At 60.0% G+C, this 16842-nt stretch carries 17 protein-coding genes; 11 read left to right on the plus strand and 6 right to left on the minus strand.

Features of this window, described 5'->3' with window-relative positions:
* The coding region (gene rpmG / locus ACIOWE_RS05155) for a 50S ribosomal protein L33 (RefSeq protein ID WP_401388489.1) at window positions 1-91 on the plus strand (91 nt) is incomplete at its 5' end.
* A 180-nt stretch (window positions 92-271) separates the two neighbouring features.
* Here rpmG and ACIOWE_RS05160 read toward each other — a convergent pair.
* Entirely contained in the window at window positions 272-634 is a 363-nt protein-coding gene (locus ACIOWE_RS05160) for a cupin domain-containing protein (protein WP_401388192.1), read from the minus strand.
* 233 nt (window positions 635-867) lie between these two features.
* Here ACIOWE_RS05160 and ACIOWE_RS05165 point away from each other — a divergent pair, with 233 nt between their 5' ends.
* Together ACIOWE_RS05165 and ACIOWE_RS05170 are read left to right on the plus strand one after the other, a co-directional pair.
* A complete protein-coding gene (locus tag ACIOWE_RS05165; protein ID WP_122596715.1) occupies window positions 868-2361 on the plus strand; it encodes an aldehyde dehydrogenase in 1494 nt (497 codons plus the stop codon).
* 188 nt (window positions 2362-2549) lie between these two features.
* Window positions 2550-3695 carry an MFS transporter gene (locus ACIOWE_RS05170; protein WP_401388195.1) on the plus strand — a complete coding sequence of 382 codons (1146 nt, stop codon included), beginning with the start codon at window positions 2550-2552 and terminating at the stop codon, window positions 3693-3695.
* A gap of 139 nt (window positions 3696-3834) precedes the next feature.
* Here the strand turns inward: ACIOWE_RS05170 and ACIOWE_RS05175 are convergent, their stop codons facing one another.
* Window positions 3835-5403 (minus strand): phospholipase D family protein, encoded by a 1569-nt coding sequence (locus ACIOWE_RS05175; protein WP_401388198.1) that lies wholly within the window; start codon window positions 5401-5403, stop codon window positions 3835-3837.
* Between the two features lie 60 nt (window positions 5404-5463).
* Window positions 5464-6885 (minus strand): PLP-dependent aminotransferase family protein, encoded by a 1422-nt coding sequence (locus tag ACIOWE_RS05180; protein WP_401388201.1) that lies wholly within the window; start codon window positions 6883-6885, stop codon window positions 5464-5466.
* 179 nt (window positions 6886-7064) lie between these two features.
* Here ACIOWE_RS05180 and ACIOWE_RS05185 point away from each other — a divergent pair, with 179 nt between their 5' ends.
* Window positions 7065-7310 (plus strand): DUF1127 domain-containing protein, encoded by a 246-nt coding sequence (locus ACIOWE_RS05185; protein ID WP_401388204.1) that lies wholly within the window; start codon window positions 7065-7067, stop codon window positions 7308-7310.
* Window positions 7311-7426: 116 nt separating this feature from the next.
* On the opposite strand, the gene ACIOWE_RS05190 is transcribed toward ACIOWE_RS05185, so the two are convergent.
* Window positions 7427-8737 (minus strand): NAD(P)/FAD-dependent oxidoreductase, encoded by a 1311-nt coding sequence (locus ACIOWE_RS05190; protein ID WP_401388207.1) that lies wholly within the window; start codon window positions 8735-8737, stop codon window positions 7427-7429.
* Between the two features lie 146 nt (window positions 8738-8883).
* Between ACIOWE_RS05190 and ACIOWE_RS05195 the strand changes: the two genes are divergently transcribed.
* Entirely contained in the window at window positions 8884-9237 is a 354-nt protein-coding gene (locus ACIOWE_RS05195) for a YkgJ family cysteine cluster protein (RefSeq protein ID WP_401388493.1), read from the plus strand.
* A 110-nt stretch (window positions 9238-9347) separates the two neighbouring features.
* Here ACIOWE_RS05195 and ACIOWE_RS05200 read toward each other — a convergent pair whose 3' ends face one another.
* Window positions 9348-9836 (minus strand): Lrp/AsnC ligand binding domain-containing protein, encoded by a 489-nt coding sequence (locus ACIOWE_RS05200; protein WP_003177284.1) that lies wholly within the window; start codon window positions 9834-9836, stop codon window positions 9348-9350.
* A gap of 153 nt (window positions 9837-9989) precedes the next feature.
* On the opposite strand from ACIOWE_RS05200, the gene dadA reads away from it, so the two are divergent.
* The 6 genes from dadA to ACIOWE_RS05230 all read left to right on the plus strand — a co-directional run bounded on the left by dadA (window position 9990) and on the right by ACIOWE_RS05230 (window position 16083).
* The gene (gene dadA / locus ACIOWE_RS05205; RefSeq protein ID WP_401388210.1) at window positions 9990-11294 is read left to right on the plus strand and encodes a D-amino acid dehydrogenase; all 1305 of its coding nucleotides are present in this window, start codon (window positions 9990-9992) and stop codon (window positions 11292-11294) included.
* Window positions 11266-11619, plus strand: coding sequence for a RidA family protein (locus ACIOWE_RS05210; RefSeq protein WP_401388212.1), 354 nt, complete (start codon window positions 11266-11268; stop codon window positions 11617-11619). Before dadA ends, ACIOWE_RS05210 begins: the two co-directional genes overlap by 29 nt.
* A gap of 95 nt (window positions 11620-11714) precedes the next feature.
* Window positions 11715-12788 carry an alanine racemase gene (alr, locus tag ACIOWE_RS05215; RefSeq protein WP_401388214.1) on the plus strand — a complete coding sequence of 358 codons (1074 nt, stop codon included), beginning with the start codon at window positions 11715-11717 and terminating at the stop codon, window positions 12786-12788.
* An 89-nt stretch (window positions 12789-12877) separates the two neighbouring features.
* Entirely contained in the window at window positions 12878-13426 is a 549-nt protein-coding gene (locus ACIOWE_RS05220; protein ID WP_096817305.1) for a cupin domain-containing protein, read from the plus strand.
* Window positions 13427-13608: 182 nt separating this feature from the next.
* Window positions 13609-14025 (plus strand): cytochrome c5 family protein, encoded by a 417-nt coding sequence (locus ACIOWE_RS05225; RefSeq protein WP_053125000.1) that lies wholly within the window; start codon window positions 13609-13611, stop codon window positions 14023-14025.
* Window positions 14026-14160: 135 nt separating this feature from the next.
* A complete protein-coding gene (locus ACIOWE_RS05230) occupies window positions 14161-16083 on the plus strand; it encodes an acetyl-CoA hydrolase/transferase C-terminal domain-containing protein (RefSeq protein ID WP_401388217.1) in 1923 nt (640 codons plus the stop codon).
* Between the two features lie 130 nt (window positions 16084-16213).
* On the opposite strand, the gene ACIOWE_RS05235 is transcribed toward ACIOWE_RS05230, so the two are convergent.
* Window positions 16214-16786, minus strand: coding sequence for a xanthine phosphoribosyltransferase (locus ACIOWE_RS05235; RefSeq protein ID WP_401388220.1), 573 nt, complete (start codon window positions 16784-16786; stop codon window positions 16214-16216).
* Window positions 16787-16842 lie beyond the last annotated feature (56 nt).

Here is a 16842-nt window from a genome sequence, read left to right on the forward strand (position 1 = left end):
CAAGCGTACTACCCCGGACAAAATCGAGATCAAGAAATATGATCCGGTTGTTCGCAAGCACGTGATCTACAAGGAAGGCAAAATCAAGTAATTGATTTTTCCCGACTTACGAAAAAGGCCCGTATCTCACGATACGGGCCTTTTTTGTTGCCTTCAGATTTGCTTCGCCTGTCCGGGCCTCATCGCGAGCAGGCTCACTCCTACATTGGAATGCGGTCACCTGTAGGAGTGAGCCTGCTCGCGATAGGGCCGGATCAGCCAGCCCAAATCTTCACGCCTTCTTTTCGAAGATCACATAGATCTTGCGGCACGCCTCCAGCACTTCCCAGGTGCCACGGAAGCCAGCCGGAATCACAAAGCGGTCGCCCGCGCGCAAGGTCTTGGCATTGCCGTCGCTGTCACGCAGCACCGAAACCCCCTGCAGGATTTCGCAGTATTCATGTTCGGTGTAGTTCACCGTCCACTGACCCACCGCACCTTCCCACACGCCGACACCCATTTGCCCACAAGGGCTTTCGTATTGATGGAACACGGCCTGTTCAGGATCGCCCTTGAGTACTTTGGCCGGGTCTGGGCGATAGCGTTCCGCTTCGCTGCTGGTCAGCCTGATGTCGACGACGTTCTGGATGTTCATTGTTGTTTTCTCCCGTGATGACGGCGCGGTGGCTTGAAAGGGCCAAAGTCTATGTTTATTAAAATGAACACCGCAAGGCCGTATAGCGCGCTTATGTCAAATATATTGAAACAACCCCGGCCGCTGGTTTAGGGTGGCGGGTGCCTTGGGCCGAAAGCAGGCTGGCCGGGCAGAATTCCTGAAGACGTCCGCGAAAAACGCGGCGCTCTATTCAACAAGAGGAGGACACTCGAATGACCACCCTGACTCGTGCCGACTGGGAACAACGCGCCCGCGACCTGAAGATCGAAGGCCGCGCCTACCTCAACGGCGAATACACCGACGCCGTCTCCGGCGAAACCTTCGAGTGCATCAGCCCGGTTGATGGCCGTCTGCTCGGCAAGATTGCCAGCTGTGACGCCGCCGACGCCCAGCGTGCCGTGGAAAACGCCCGCGCCACGTTCAACTCCGGTGTCTGGTCGCGCCTGGCGCCGACCAAACGCAAAGCCACCATGATCCGTTTTGCCGGCCTGCTCAAACAGCACGCCGAAGAACTGGCCCTGCTCGAAACCCTCGACATGGGCAAGCCGATCAGTGACTCGCTGTACATCGACGTTCCGGGCGCGGCGCAAGCGCTGAGCTGGAGCGGCGAGGCAATCGACAAGATCTACGACGAAGTCGCGGCCACCCCGCACGATCAACTGGGTCTGGTGACCCGCGAGCCAGTGGGCGTGGTCGGTGCCATCGTGCCGTGGAACTTCCCGCTGATGATGGCTTGCTGGAAACTCGGCCCGGCGCTGTCCACCGGTAACTCGGTGATCCTCAAGCCGTCGGAAAAATCCCCGCTGACCGCCATCCGTATCGCGGCACTGGCCGTCGAAGCCGGCATCCCGAAAGGTGTGCTCAACGTGTTGCCGGGTTACGGTCACACCGTCGGCAAGGCGCTGGCGCTGCACAACGATGTCGACACTCTGGTGTTCACCGGTTCGACCAAGATCGCCAAGCAGCTGATGATCTACTCCGGCGAATCGAACATGAAACGCGTCTGGCTGGAGGCTGGTGGCAAGAGCCCGAACATCGTCTTTGCCGATGCGCCGGATCTGCAAGCGGCCGCTGAATCTGCCGCCAGCGCCATCGCCTTCAACCAGGGCGAAGTCTGCACCGCCGGTTCGCGTCTGCTGGTCGAGCGTTCGATCAAGGACAAATTCCTGCCGATGGTTATTGAAGCGCTGAAAACCTGGAAACCCGGCAACCCGTTGGATCCGGCGACCAATGTGGGCGCGCTGGTCGATACACAGCAGATGAATACCGTGCTGTCCTACATCGAGTCGGGTCACACCGACGGCGCCAAACTGGTCGCCGGTGGCAAGCGCATCCTTCAGGAAACCGGTGGCACGTATGTTGAGCCAACGATTTTTGACGGCGTGAGCAACGCGATGAAGATCGCTCAGGAAGAGATTTTCGGCCCGGTACTGTCGGTCATTGCTTTCGATACTGCCGAAGAAGCGATTCAGATTGCCAACGACACGCCTTACGGCCTGGCCGCTGCGGTGTGGACTCAGGACATCTCCAAGGCACACCTGACCGCCAAAGCGCTGCGCGCCGGCAGCGTGTGGGTCAACCAGTACGACGGCGGCGACATGACCGCACCATTCGGCGGCTTCAAGCAGTCGGGCAACGGTCGCGATAAATCGCTGCATGCGTTCGACAAGTACACCGAGCTGAAGGCGACGTGGATCAAGCTGTAAGTCGTTGACGGGAGCTCGGCCACTCCGGGCTCCCTGACGAAACAGAGATCCCCTGTGGGAGCGAGCCTGCTCGCGAAAGCGGTGTATCAGTCAGCTCTTGTGCTGAATGTGAAACCGTATTCGCGAGCAGGCTCGCTCCCACAGTGTTTTGTGTGAATACAAAAAGAATATCCACAGGAGCGTGGAACATGCGGTGGGCGACGTATTTCGCCGTGTTGGCGTCTGTCTTGAGTGTCGGCCTGGCCCTGGGGGTCAGCATGCCGTTGGTGTCGTTGCGCCTGGAAGGTTGGGGTTACGGCTCCTTCGCGATTGGCGTGATGGCGGCGATGCCGGCAATTGGCGTGTTGTTGGGCGCGAAGATTTCCAGTCATCTGGCGGCGCGTTTCGGCACGGCGAATCTGATGCGCTTGTGTCTGTGGGCCGGAGCGTTGTCGATCGGTTTGCTGGCGTTGCTGCCGAGTTATCCGATCTGGCTGGTGCTGCGCTTGATGATCGGCGTGATCCTGACCATCGTCTTCATCCTCGGCGAGAGCTGGATCAATCAACTGGTGGTCGAGCACTGGCGCGGGCGGCTGGTGGCGCTGTATGGCAGCAGCTATGCGTTGAGCCAACTGTCTGGCCCGTTGCTGCTGGGGGCGCTGGGCACCGAGCATGATTATGGTTTCTGGGTCGGTGTCGGCCTGCTGCTGGTTTCGCCGTTGCTGTTGCTGGGCCGCAGTGGTGCGCCGAGCAGTGAAGCGAGCAGCGTGACGTTCCGCGATCTGTGGGGCTTCGCTCGGGAGCTGCCAGCGATTGCCTGGGCGGTGTCGTTGTTTGCCGCGTTCGAGGCGATGATCCTGACGCTGCTGCCGGTGTATTGCCTGCAGCAAGGCTTCACCGCCGAGATCGCGTTGGCGATGGTCAGCACGGTGGTGGTCGGCGATGCGCTGCTGCAGTTACCGATTGGCGCATTGGCTGACTATCTGTCGCGGCGCACCTTGTTTACCGGGTGCGCGGTGGTGTTGATGCTGTCGAGCCTGGCGATTCCGATGTTGCTCGATACGCTGCTGATCTGGCCGTTGTGGGTATTGTTCGGCGCCAGTGCCGGTGGTTTGTTTACCTTGTCGCTGATTCTGATCGGCGAGCGTTATCGTGACGACGCGCTGGTGCGGGCCAATGCGCATATTGCGCAACTGTGGGGTGTCGGTTGTCTGGTCGGGCCGCTCGCTGCTGGTGCGGGCAGTCAGTGGATCAGCGGGCATGCGTTGCCTTTGTTGATGGCGGCGGGGGCGTTCGGGCTGGTGATTCTGCTGATGCGACAAGGCGCATTTGGCGAAATTGCCGAGCCTGCTTAAGTCAGCTCTTAAAGCGAAGGAATTATTGTGGCGAGGGAGCTTGCTCCCGCTGGGCTGCGCAGCGGCCCCAAAGATTTTGTGAGCGCTGCGCACTCAAGCGGGAGCAAGCTCCCTCGCCACAAATGAGTTTTCAATTCGACTACAACATCCGTTCCAGGCCCACGGTGGTGCTGAACCACGCATTGAAGCGTCGCCACCAACTCCCCGGTTCCTTGGTCAGCGTGTGCATCTGGCCGTTGTCCTCGGTTACCCAGACGATTTTTCCATCCTGCAGTTTCGCTTCGTAGCTGAGCGCTGGCGCCATGCCTTGCAGGGCCAGTTCGCGCACGTGTTCGGCGAGCTCCGGGCTGTCCACCAGAACGCCCACCTCGGTGTTCCACAACACTGAGCGAGGGTCGAAATTGAACGAGCCGATAAACGCTTTTTGCCGGTCGAAGATCATCGCCTTGCTGTGCAGGCTTGAATCCGAGCCGCGAAACGACTTGCTGTAGAACACGTGCGGGCCGCTGCCGTAGTTATCCCCAGGCTGGCGGCGCAGTTCATACAGTTTCACGCCGTGTTCCAGCAACGCCTTGCGATAAGGCGCATAGCCGCCGTGCACCGCCGGTACGTCGGTGGCCTCCAGCGAGTTGGTCAGCAAGCTCACCGAGACCCCGGCATCGGCGCGTCCGGTCAGGTACACAAGCCCCGGCTGGCCCGGCACGAAGTAGGCCGAGATCATGATCAGCTCTTTACTGACACCGCGCAGTTCCGGTGACAGTTGTGTGGTCAGCAGCAGTTGCGGATCCGGCTCGTCCTTGGCCAGTACTTTGCTCGGCGCATCCCACAGTGCCTGGTTCCAGGCCCAGATCAGCTCTTCGCGCCAGATGTCCATGCGCGGCTCGGTTTTGAACGTCATCAACTGCTGATACAGCGCGTGATTCTGCTTGCGCGTTTCTTCCAGCGATTCCTCCAGCCGCGTGCGGGTGTTCTGCAGGTCTTTGGCGGTAGGTTTGCTCGAAAGAAACTCGTCAATCGGTTTGCTCAGCGCGCTGTTCCAGTACTGGTCGAAGCTGTGTCCGAGTTGCTCGGCAACAGGTCCCACGCTGAGCATATCGATGTCGGTGAAATTCAGATTGGGCTCGGCATCAAAATACTCATCGCCCAGGTTACGCCCGCCGACGATGGCCACGCTGTTGTCCGCCAGCCACAGCTTGTTGTGCATGCGCCGGTGTTGCAGCGACAGATTGAACAGGCGCCCGGCCGCTCGGGTCACGCCGGTGCTGCGGCCCAGATGCAGCGGGTTGAACAGGCGGATCTGGATCTGCGGGTGCGCCGCCAGCGTGGCAATGATCTGGTCGAGGCCGTCGCTGGTGGTGTCGTCGAGCAGAACCCGCACCCGTACGCCACGGTCGGCAGCCTTGAGCAGTTCTTCCACCAACATTCGCGTACTGATGCCGTCATGCACGATGTAGTACTGCAGGTCGAGACTGGTTTGCGCGTTGCGGATCAGCTCGGCGCGGGCGGTAAAGGCTTCGGTGCTGTTGGACAGTAAACGAAACCCGGAGCGCCCCTGATATGGCGTGGCTTGCGCCTGGATCGAGCGACCGAAACTTGAGTCGGACGCCGGCAGCGCCTGACTCGGTTCACGCGGCACATCGAGGCTGGCGCAACCGCTCAGGAGCGCGGCGAGCATCAGCAAAGCGGGCAGGGGCTGTCTGAAGCTCACGTAGGATCGTTCCGAAGGGCGGCAAGGGTCGGCATATGGACGCTGGGCTCTCAAAAAAAGTCAGTCGGCTTCGGCCAGCAATTTGATCGCCGCCGCGCCAACCTTGCGCACCGCTTCTTCGATCTGCGGCGTCGGTTTGGCAGCGTAGTTCATCCGCAGGCAATTGCGGTACTTCCCCGAGGCGGAAAAGATGCTGCCGACGGCAATCTGTACACCTTGATCATGCAGCTCACGATTGAGTTTCAAGGTGTCGAAACCTTGCGGCAATTCGACCCACAACATGAAACTGCCTTGCGGACGGCTGGCGCGAGTACCGGCCGGGAAATAGCGGGTTACCCAGTCGATCATCATGTCGCGATTACGCTGGTATTGCGTGCGCATCCGCCGCAAATGCGGTTCGAAATGGCCCGACTTGAGAAATTCGGCGATGGCAATCTGCGGTTGTGGCGCGGTGGAACCGGTGCTGATGTATTTCATATGCAGCACCCGTTCCAGATAGCGCCCCGGCGCGACCCAACCAATACGCAGACCTGGCGCCAAGGTCTTGGAAAACGAACTGCACAACAGCACTCGGCCATCTTCGTCGAAGGATTTGATCGTGCGCGGGCGTGGGTAGGTGTAGGCCAGTTCGCCATACACATCGTCTTCGATGATCGCCACGTCGAAACGCTGGGCGAGCGTCAACAACGCACGTTTGCGCGACTCCGGCATTATGTAGCCGAGCGGATTGTTGCAGTTGGGCGTGAGCTGAATGACCTTGATCGGCCATTGTTCCAGGGCCAGTTCCAGCGCTTCGAGGCTGATGCCGGTGAGTGGGTCGGTAGGGATTTCCAGCGCTTTCATGCCCAGCCCTTTGAGGGTCTGCATGGCGCCGTGAAAGCTTGGCGAGTCCACCGCGACGATGTCACCCGGCTCGCAGATCGCGTGGATGCTGGTGGACAGCGCTTCGTGGCAACCGGTGGTGACGACCAGGTCGCTGGCGCTCAACTGGCAGCCGGAGTCGAGCATTAATCGGGCGATCTGCTCACGCAATTCGAGGGTGCCGTGAATGTTGTCGTAATACAGACCCGGCATGTCCTGCCGGCGACTGATTCGCGCCAGGCCGCGCAGCAGCGGTTTCATGGTCGGTGAAGTGACATCGGGCATGCCGCGACCGAGTTGCACCACATCCTTGCGCGGCACCGCGCGAATCAGCTCTAGCACCTGATCCCACTGCGAAATCTCCACCGGCCGCTGCGCCGGACGGCCGACGGCGGGCAGCTCCGGCAACTCGCGGCCGACCGGGACGAAATAGCCCGATTTGGGTTTCGGCGTGGCCAGACCACTGTCTTCGAGCATGCGATAAGCCTGCTGCACCGTGCTGAGACTGACGCCATGTTCTACGCTCAAGGCGCGTATCGACGGCAATCTGTCACCTGGACGATAGAAACCTTGTTCGATGCGCGTGCCGAGCAGTTCGGCGAGATTCACATAAAGCGTCATGGCACTGCCTCGATGCAGATGATTCGAAAAACCAGTACAGATGCGACGTAAATCGACAATTCAGTGGCAGGAACAGCAAATCTGTATGGAAATAATACAGATGTGTTGAATCTGTAATGCTTTTGCCGACCCGCGCATCATGGAATCTCTGGCTACCCAAGTAAACAGGAGCGACAAAAATGAACGGCTTTAGCGATGTGCGGCTGACGTTACACAGTCAGGAACTGGAGGCAGGGCAGGAGGACAGTGCGTGGGACACGGCCATGCGCAATGCGCCGTCCGGGTTCAGTCGCTGGGGTCTGTTCTGGCATCGTCTGCACACGCGCAAGGCGTTGCTCGGCTTGACGCCGGAGCAACTCAAGGATGTCGGACTGACGCGGGAGCAGGCGCTGGAGGAGGGGTTGAAGCCGTTCTGGCGGATCTGAGATCTCCAGTGAACGTGAGGACCATTCGCGAGCAGGCTCGCTTCCACAGGAAAATGCATTCCAAGTGTGGGAGCGAGCCTGCTCGCGAAGGCGTCTGCGAAGGCGTCACATATCTGTCAGACCAGCTCTTTGAGCCGATGCCACAACATCCCCAACGCCAACAACGGTGAACGCAAATGCTTGCCGCCCGGGAAGGTGATGTGCGGCACCTTGGCGAACAAATCAAAGCCACCACTGTGTTGCCCACTGATCGCCTCGGCCAGCAACTTGCCCGCCAGGTGTGTGGCATTCACCCCGTGTCCGGAATAGGCCTGGGCGTAATACACGTTCGGCTGATCCGCGAGCCGGCCAATCTGCGGCAAGCGGTTGGCGCCGATGCCGATCATGCCGCCCCACTGATAAGCGATCTTCACTCCGGCCAGTTGCGGGAAGACTTCGAGCATCTTCGGCTGCATGTACGCAGCGATGTCCTTGGGGTCGCGCCCCGAGTAATGGCAAGCACCGCCGAACAGCAAACGACGATCCGCCGAGAGTCGGTAGTAATCCAGCGCCACCCGCTGGTCACAGACCGCCATGTTTTGCGGTAGCAGGTTATGCGCCTGTTCTGCGGACAAAGGCTCGGTGGCGATGATGTAGCTGCCGGCAGGCAGGACTTTGCCGCTGAGTTGCGAGTTAAGGCCATTGAGATAGGCATTGCAGCCCAGCACCAGCGTCTTCGCCCGCACCGAGCCTTGTGCCGTGTGCACTTTCACTTCAGGGCCGTAATCGATGCGGGTCACCGCCGATTGCTCGAATAGCTGCACGCCCAGTTGCTGTGCCGCTGCGGCCTCGCCCAGGGCCAGGTTCAACGGATGCAGATGCCCGGAACCCATATCGATCAGGCCACCCACATAGCGTTTGGAGCCAACCACCGTGTGCATCTCGCTGGCTTGCAGCAAACGGGTTTCGTGGCGATATCCGAGGCTGCGCAGCTCTTCGGCTTCTTCGGCAAAACCTTCGAGGTCGGACGGTTTGTTGGCGAGGTCGCAATAGCCCCAGGTCAGGTCGCAGGGGATCTGAAAGCGTTCGACGCGCTGGCGGACGATTTCAACCGCCTCCAGGCCCATCAGTTTCATCTGCCGCACGCCGTCGGTGCCGATGACGTTGGCAAACTGATCGAGGCCGTGGCCGACCCCGCGAATCAACTGCCCGCCATTGCGGCCGCTGGCGCCCCAGCCGATCTTGTGCGCTTCCAGCAGCACCACGCTGAGGCCGCGTTCGGCCAGTTCCAGTGCGGTGTTGAGCCCGGAGAACCCGCCGCCGACCACGCACACGTCGGCCATCACCTCACCTTGCAGCTGCGGATGGTCAGGTTGCGGCAGGCTGCTGGCGGCGTAGTAAGAGGCAACGTGAGGTTGGCTCGCGGTGGTCTGGGCGCGGGCGTTCATGGGCGTCATCCTGAGCGGGGTGTCGAGAAAATTTGACGGAGCATAAGCCGCACCCGCGAAGGTGGGCAACATTGGTCGGTCTGCGGTGTCTGGATCACGGCTTTTGCGGCACAATTGCCGCCTATTCCACGTTGGTCACCGTTTCGATGAGCTGCAACAGCGAGAAAATCCGCACCCTGCGTCAGCAGATCCCGACGTTCGACTGCGTACCGGGCTGCCACGACTGCTGTGGGCCGGTGACGACTTCACCGGAGGAAATGGCGCGCCTGCCGCGCAAGACCCGCGCCGAGCAGGATGCGGCAATGGAAGAGCTGAACTGTGTGCACCTGGGGCCGAATGGCTGCACGGTGTATGGCGAGCGACCGTTGATTTGCCGCTTGTTCGGGACGACGAAGACGTTGCCTTGCCCGAATGGGCGAGGGCCGGTGGAGCTGATTCATCCTCGGGTCGAGAAGCAGATCTTCGAGTACATGGCGGCGAATCGGCAGGTGCTGGTTTAGCCAGTTCATTCCTGACCGAGTTGCGGCTTTCGCGAGCAGGCTCGCTCCCACATTTGGAATGCATTCCTCTGTGGGAGCGAGCCTGCTCGCGAATGGAGCGCCACCAATCTTCAGTCTGGAATAGGTAAGCTCAAGCTCTCCTTTACTTCTTCCATCACGATATAACTCTTCGACTCACGCACATGCGGCAGCTTCAAGAGGATGTCGCCCAGCAGTTTGCGGTACGAAGCCATTTCGGAAATCCGCGCCTTCACCAGATAGTCGAAATCCCCTGACACCAAGTGGCACTCCAGCACGTGCGGCAATTTCAGCACCGCGCGTCGGAACTCTTCGAAAGTATCGCCGGATTTGTAGTCGAGGCTGATCTCGACGAACACCAGCAGACTACCCTTCAAATGCTGCGGATTCAGCCGGGCGTTGTAGCCCATGATGATCCCCTCACGCTCCAGACGTCGCACCCGCTCGGTGCACGGCGTGGTGGAGAGGCCGACCTTTTCCCCGAGTTCGGTGAAGGAAATCCGCCCGTCCGCCTGCAGGATCCGCAAAATGTTGCGGTCGATCTTGTCCAGCTCACGTTTGGTCTGAGTGTTGGTACGCATAGGGGATGCGCCTCCGTGAAAAGGGTTTTTGCCGAGAATTGTCGCCAAATATAGGCGCTTATATAGTGAAAAGCACTGGCATTTATTTTTTACACTGCGCGCATCATTGCTCTAACAACAGACGTACGCGGCACGCCGCGAGAGGGATAAAAAATGCGCGTTATGGTCTTGGGTAGCGGCGTCATCGGTACCGCCAGTGCTTACTATCTGGCCCGTGCCGGGTTTGAAGTGGTGGTAGTCGACCGGCAGCCCGCCGCCGCCATGGAGACCAGTTTCGCCAACGCCGGCCAGGTCTCGCCGGGCTATGCCTCGCCGTGGGCAGCGCCGGGCGTGCCGCTCAAGGCCATCAAGTGGCTGCTGCAACGCCACGCGCCGCTGGCGATCAAGGCCACCGCCGACATCGACCAGTATCTGTGGATGGCGCAGATGCTGCGCAACTGCACCGCCAACCGCTACGCGGTGAACAAGGAGCGCATGGTGCGTCTGTCCGAGTACAGCCGTGACTGCCTCGACGAATTGCGCGCCGAAACCGGCATCGCCTACGAAGGCCGCAGCCTCGGCACGACTCAGCTGTTCCGCACCCAGGCGCAGCTTGATGGCGCCGCGAAAGACATCGCCGTGCTGAAAGAGTCCGGCGTACCGTTTGAAGTCCTCGACCGCGCCGGCATTGCCCGCGTCGAGCCAGCGCTGGCCAATGTCACCGACATCCTCGCCGGTGCCTTGCGTCTGCCGAACGACCAGACCGGCGACTGCCAGATCTTCACCACCCGGCTCGCTGAAATGGCGGTCAAACTGGGTGTGGAATTCCGTTTCGGTCAGGACATCCAGAAACTCGACTTCGCCGGTGATCGCATCAACGGCATATGGATCGATGGCAAACTGGAAACCGCCGACCGCTACGTGCTGGCGCTCGGCAGCTACTCGCCACAACTGCTCAAGCCGCTGGGCATCAAGGCCCCGGTGTATCCGCTCAAGGGTTACTCGCTGACCGTGCCGATCACCAACCCGGCCATGGCTCCGACCTCGACCATTCTCGACGAGACCTACAAGGTCGCGATCACCCGTTTCGACAACCGCATCCGCGTCGGCGGCATGGCCGAGATCGCCGGTTTTGACCTGTCGCTGAACCCGCGTCGGCGCGAAACCCTGGAGATGATCGTCAACGACCTTTATCCTCAGGGCGGCAATCTGGCCGAGGCGAGTTTCTGGACCGGCCTGCGTCCGACCACTCCGGACGGCACGCCGATTGTTGGCGCCACGCCGTTCAAGAACCTGTTCCTCAACACCGGTCACGGCACCCTCGGCTGGACCATGGCGTGCGGTTCCGGTCGTTTGCTGGCGGACCTGATGGCGAAGAAAAAGCCACAGATCAGCGCCGAAGGTCTCGATATTTCCCGTTATGGCAACAAAATCCAGGAGTCCGCAAAACATGGCAATCCAGCGCCAGCTCACCAATGAGCGCATGAGTCAGATCGTCAGCCACAACGGCACCGTGTATCTGGCCGGGCAGGTCGGCGATGACTTCAACGCCGGGGTTGAACAGCAGACTCGCGAAGTGCTCGCCAATATCGAGCGTTTGCTTGATCTGGCCGGGACTGACAAACAGCATTTACTGTCGGCAACGATCTACCTGAACGACATCGAAGCGCACTTTGCCGGGATGAACTCGGTGAGGGACCAGTGGCTGCCCAAAGGCGCTGCTCCGGCTCGTGCCACCGTTGAAGCGAAGATGGCCAAGCCGAGCATCCTGGTCGAAATTTCCATCGTCGCCGCGCTGCCGTAACCCGTTGTAAAGATCCCTCTCCCGGTGCTGTTGGCGGTTCACGTCGTCAGCCAGCGCCGGTTTTTATTCCCATGACCGCCAAGAAGTCTGCTGCCATGCGTCCTGCCCGTGCCCTGATCGACCTTCAAGCCCTGCGTCACAACTACCAAATTGCCCGCGAAGTCACCGGTGCCAAGGCGCTGGCGGTGATCAAGGCCGATGCCTATGGCCATGGCGCGGTGCGTTGCGCCCAGGCGCTGGAAGCCGAGGCCGATGGTTTCGCCGTCGCCTGTATCGAAGAAGCGCTGGAGCTGCGCGCCGCCGGCATCCGTGCCCCGGTGTTGTTGCTTGAAGGGATTTTCGAGGCCGATGAACTGGCGCTGATCGTCGAGCATGATTTCTGGACCGTGGTGCATTCGCTGTGGCAACTCGAAGCCATCGAGAAAGCTGCGCTGAGCAAACCGATCACTGTGTGGCTGAAACTCGATTCGGGCATGCACCGTGTGGGTTTGCATCCGAAAGATTATCCGGCGGCCTATCAACGCCTGCTGGCCAGCGGCAAAGTGGCGAAAATCGTCCTGATGAGTCACTTCGCCCGCGCCGATGAATTACACGAGCAGAGCAGCGCCGATCAAGTGGCGGTATTTGAAGCCGCTCGCCAAGGCTTGGCTGCCGAAGTCAGTCTGCGCAATTCGCCAGCCGTGCTCGGTTGGCCGCAGATTCACAGCGACTGGGTGCGTCCCGGCATCATGCTCTACGGCGCCACACCGTTCGAAGAAGCCAACGCTGTGGCTGACCGCCTGCAACCAGTGATGACCCTCGAATCAAAAGTGATCTGCGTGCGTGAGTTGCCGGCCGGCGAGCCGATTGGCTACGGCGCCAGATTCATCACCGACAAGCCGATGCGCATCGGCGTGGTGGCCATGGGTTACGCCGATGGCTACCCGCGTCAGGCGCCAACTGGCACACCGGTGCTGGTGGCGGGCAAACGCAGCCGCATCCTTGGTCGAGTATCGATGGACATGCTCTGCATCGACCTCACCGATGTGCCGGAAGCCGACCTCGGTTCGACCGTCGAACTGTGGGGTAAAAACATCCTCGCCAGCGAAGTGGCGAAGTGGGCCGACACCATTCCCTACCAGATTTTCTGCAACCTGCGTCGAGTGCCAAGGCTCTATTCCGAGGGTTGAGGCCGCTACGGGTCCCGAGTGTTGTAAATACTGAACGCTGTCGCCATGATAACGCTCAATATTTCTACAACACTCTGGAGGCTCCAGCCTTGGACGTCGGTGAACGACTGCAATCGATCCGCAAGCTCAAAGGGCTTTCCCAGCGTGAACTCGCCAAACGCGCGGGCGTCACCAACAGCACCATTTCGATGATCGAAAAGAACAGCGTCAGCCCTTCGATCAGTTCGCTGAGAAAAGTTCTGGGCGGCATTCCCATGTCGATGGTCGAGTTCTTTTCCGAAGAAATCCTCCAGGAAAAACCGACCCAGATCGTCTACAAGGCCAACGAGCTGATCGACATTTCCGACGGCGCCGTGACCATGAAACTGGTGGGCCGCGCGCACCCGAGCCGGGCTATCGCGTTCCTCAACGAAATCTACCCACCGGGCGCCGATACTGGCGAAGAAATGCTTACCCATGAGGGTGAGGAAACCGGGATTCTGGTCGAGGGCCGTCTGGAGCTTGTGGTGGGGCTGGAAACTTTTATTCTCGAAGCCGGCGACAGCTACTACTTTGAAAGTACCAAGCCGCATCGCTTCCGTAATCCGTTCGACTCGCCTGCGCGACTAATCAGCGCAGCAACACCGGCGAATTTTTAAACAAAGAGGTGCCAGGCCATGACGGCAAAGGCATCCGGACAGTTTTTCCACCGTGCGGTATAACCCCTTCGACTATGGGGTTGTTTCAGTGTGGCGGGCTACCCGCTATACTTCCGCCCGCCTGCGAACCGTGGCCGCAGGCGTGAATAGCCACCATTGAGGGTGAACGCGTGAACCTAATTATGAAAATGCTGGCTGCACCAGCAACCGTACTGGCCCTCTGGGCTGTCAGCGCTCAAGCTGCGACGAATGACGACATTGCCAAACGCCTCGAGCCGGTTGGCCAGGTGTGTGTTCAGGGGCAGGAATGCAAGGGGATGGAAGTGGCTGCGACTGCCGGCGGCGGTGGCGGTGCAAAAACCCCGGATGAAGTGATTGCCAAACATTGCAACGCTTGCCACGGCACCGGCCTGCTGGGCGCACCGAAAATTGGTGACGCGGCAGCCTGGAAAGACCGCGCCGATCATCAGGGTGGCCTCGATGGCCTGCTGGCCAAGGCCATCACCGGCCTTAACGCCATGCCTCCAAAAGGCACCTGCGCCGATTGCTCGGATGACGAGTTGAAGGGCGCAATCCAGAAGATGTCCGGCCTGAAATAAGCCACGCTTCTGATGAAAAAAACCGTCTTCGGACGGTTTTTTTGTGCCCGCGATTCACGGCGTGGGCTGTCCTTTGCAGCAAACTCAAGGCAAGCTCGGTCTACCTCTATTCACGGAACGGGCGGGAGGCTTCAGATGGTGCAGTTGTGTTCGATCGAACAGGCAGTGGACGACGTACTGGCGAGGTTGCCGGTGCATATCCACATGGGCTTGCCGCTGGGGCTGGGCAAACCCAATCATTTCGTCAACGCGCTGTACCGGCGCATCAAGGGCTTGCCCGAGCGCCAGCTGACGATCTACACGGCGCTCTGCCTGGGGCGGCCGAGCCTGGGCGACGGCTTGCAAAAACGCTTTATCGAGCCCTTCGTCGAGCGCGTCTTCGGTGACTATCCCGAGTTCGATTTCCTCGCCGACCTGCAGGGCGACAGCCTGCCCGCCAACATCCGCATCGAACAATTCTTCATGCAGCCCGGCAGCCTGCTCAACAGCGCGCCGGCGCAGCAGGATTACGTCAGCAGCAACTACAGTCATGCGGCCCGCGACATCAACGCCGCCGGGCTGAATCTGGTGGGCCAGTTGCTCGCCAGCAGCAGCGAACATCCCGATCGTCTGAGCCTGAGTTGCAACCCGGACATCACCCTCGACCTGTTGCCGATGATCGCCAAGCGCCGCGAGGCCGGGGAGACGATTCTGCTGGTCGGTCAGGTGCACACCGATCTGCCATATATGCCCGGCGATGCTGAAGTCGATATCGACACCTTCGACCTGCTGATCGACGAGAAGGACAGCAGCACGCTGTTTTCCACGCCGAACATGCCGGTGGGTTTTCAGGACCATTTCATTGGTTTGCACGCCAGTACCCTGGTGCGCGACGGCGGCACATTGCAGATCGGCATCGGCTCGATGGGTGATGCGCTGACGGCTGCGTTGTTGGCCCGCCAAGGCGATAACGCTGGTTATCAGGCATTGCTGGGCGATGTGAACCTCAGTCAGTGGGCGCAGCTGATCAGCCGTGAGGGTGGCACTGAACCGTTCGCCCAAGGCCTTTATGGCTGCAGCGAAATGTTCGTCAACGGCCTGCTGGTGCTGGCCGATGCCGGGATCATCCGGCGCAAGGTTTATCCGGATGTGGCGACGCAAGAGCAGGCCAACGCCGGCACCCTCGATGAAGCGGCGCAAACCGATGGCATCTCGGTGCACGGCGGCTTCTTCCTCGGCCCGCGCAGTTTTTACCAGCGACTGCGCGAGTTGCCGCACAGCAAGCGCCTCGAATTCAACATGACCCGCATCAGCTACATCAACGAGCTGTACGGACAGGAAGAACTCAAGCGTTTGCAGCGACTTGATGCACGGTTCATCAACACGGTGTTCACCATGACGTTGCTTGGCGCCGGCGTGGCCGATCAACTCGAAGACGGACGCGTGCTCAGCGGCGTCGGCGGGCAGTACAACTTCGTCGCCCAGGGCCACGCGTTGCACGATGCGCGCTCGATTCTGATCCTGCGCAGTTGGCGTGAATCCGGTGGCGATGTCAGTTCCAACATCGTCTGGGAATACGGCCACTGCACGATTCCACGGCATCTGCGGGATATCGTGGTTACCGAATACGGCATCGCCGATTTGCGCGGCAAGACGGACGCTGCGGTCATTGAGGCGTTGCTCAATATCAGCGACTCACGCTTTCAGTCAGGGCTGATCGAGCAGGCGCAGAAGGTCGGCAAATTGCCAAAGGACTTCCGCATCGATCCACGTTTCGCCGACAACACGCCGCAGCGCTTGCAGGCGATTGCAGCGAAGCATCCGCATCTGTTTCCGGAATATCCGCTGGGTTGTGATTTCACTGCGATCGAGAAGGATTTGCTGCGGGCGCTGAACTGGCTGAAGAGCAAATTCAAGTTGAGCGAGATTCTGGAGCTGGGCAAGGCTGCGCTGGATGCGCCGGAGGCTTCGTTGTATCCCGAGCATCTGGAACGGATGCAGCTGACCACCCCGGAGGGCCTGAAAGAAGACCTGTTCCAACGCCTCCTACTCACTGGCCTAAAAGCCACCACCCAATAACTGCCTGACCCAAAACAACTGTAGGAGTGAGCCTGCTCGCGATGGCGGTGTTTCAGTCAAGAATATGTCGACTGATACACCGCTATCGCGAGCAGGCTCACTCCTACAAGGGGATTGCGGTGAGACCGGGTTATTCGATGAAGGTAACCACGCCATCCTTCAGCGACTTCACGCGAGCCAGCGATTCAACGCGATAGCCCTGCGAGTCCAGTTCGGCGCGGCCGCCCTGGAACGACTTCTCGATGACTATGCCCAGACCGGCAACGGTGGCGCCGGCCTGCTTGATGATCGAGATCAGCGCCTGCGAAGCCTTACCATTGGCCAGGAAGTCATCAATGATCAGTACGCGGTCGCTGCTGGTCAGGTGACGCGGGGAGATGGCCACGGTGCTTTCGGTCTGCTTGGTGAACGAGTAGACGGTCGCCGACAGCAGGTTTTCAGTCAGCGTCAGGGACTGGTGCTTGCGGGCGAAGATCACCGGCACGCCGAGGTTCAGACCGGTCATGATCGCCGGAGCAATGCCCGAGGCTTCGATGGTGACGATCTTGGTGATGCCGGAATCCTTGAACAGCGTGGCGAATTCGTCGCCGATCAGCTTCATCAGGGCCGGGTCGATCTGGTGGTTCAGGAAGGCGTCGTCCGTCAGGACCTGGTCGGAAAGCACAATGCCTTGTTCGCGGATTTTCTGGTGCAATGCTTCCATGACTCTGACCTCATTTGGCGCTTTGTGCGCCGAAGGTCTAGTAAAAAGTGGTCAAT

The sequence above is a fragment of the Pseudomonas sp. NPDC087598 genome, from assembly GCF_044743525.1.
Taxonomy (GTDB): Bacteria; Pseudomonadota; Gammaproteobacteria; order Pseudomonadales; family Pseudomonadaceae; genus Aquipseudomonas.

What these genes read in the sequence shown, in the direction of transcription:
- ACIOWE_RS05160 (WP_401388192.1), bottom strand. Translation starts at nt 634, where the DNA reads ATGAACATCCAGAACGTCGTCGACATCAGGCTGACCAGCAGCGAAGCG.
- ACIOWE_RS05165 (WP_122596715.1), top strand. Translation starts at nt 868, where the DNA reads ATGACCACCCTGACTCGTGCCGACTGGGAACAACGCGCCCGCGACCTG.
- ACIOWE_RS05170 (WP_401388195.1), top strand. Translation starts at nt 2,550, where the DNA reads ATGCGGTGGGCGACGTATTTCGCCGTGTTGGCGTCTGTCTTGAGTGTC.
- ACIOWE_RS05180 (WP_401388201.1), bottom strand. Translation starts at nt 6,885, where the DNA reads ATGACGCTTTATGTGAATCTCGCCGAACTGCTCGGCACGCGCATCGAA.
- ACIOWE_RS05185 (WP_401388204.1), top strand. Translation starts at nt 7,065, where the DNA reads ATGAACGGCTTTAGCGATGTGCGGCTGACGTTACACAGTCAGGAACTG.
- ACIOWE_RS05190 (WP_401388207.1), bottom strand. Translation starts at nt 8,737, where the DNA reads ATGAACGCCCGCGCCCAGACCACCGCGAGCCAACCTCACGTTGCCTCT.
- ACIOWE_RS05195 (WP_401388493.1), top strand. Translation starts at nt 8,884, where the DNA reads ATGAGCTGCAACAGCGAGAAAATCCGCACCCTGCGTCAGCAGATCCCG.
- ACIOWE_RS05200 (WP_003177284.1), bottom strand. Translation starts at nt 9,836, where the DNA reads ATGCGTACCAACACTCAGACCAAACGTGAGCTGGACAAGATCGACCGC.
- dadA (WP_401388210.1), top strand. Translation starts at nt 9,990, where the DNA reads ATGCGCGTTATGGTCTTGGGTAGCGGCGTCATCGGTACCGCCAGTGCT.
- ACIOWE_RS05210 (WP_401388212.1), top strand. Translation starts at nt 11,266, where the DNA reads ATGGCAATCCAGCGCCAGCTCACCAATGAGCGCATGAGTCAGATCGTC.
- alr (WP_401388214.1), top strand. Translation starts at nt 11,715, where the DNA reads ATGCGTCCTGCCCGTGCCCTGATCGACCTTCAAGCCCTGCGTCACAAC.
- ACIOWE_RS05225 (WP_053125000.1), top strand. Translation starts at nt 13,609, where the DNA reads ATGAAAATGCTGGCTGCACCAGCAACCGTACTGGCCCTCTGGGCTGTC.
- ACIOWE_RS05230 (WP_401388217.1), top strand. Translation starts at nt 14,161, where the DNA reads ATGGTGCAGTTGTGTTCGATCGAACAGGCAGTGGACGACGTACTGGCG.
- ACIOWE_RS05235 (WP_401388220.1), bottom strand. Translation starts at nt 16,786, where the DNA reads ATGGAAGCATTGCACCAGAAAATCCGCGAACAAGGCATTGTGCTTTCC.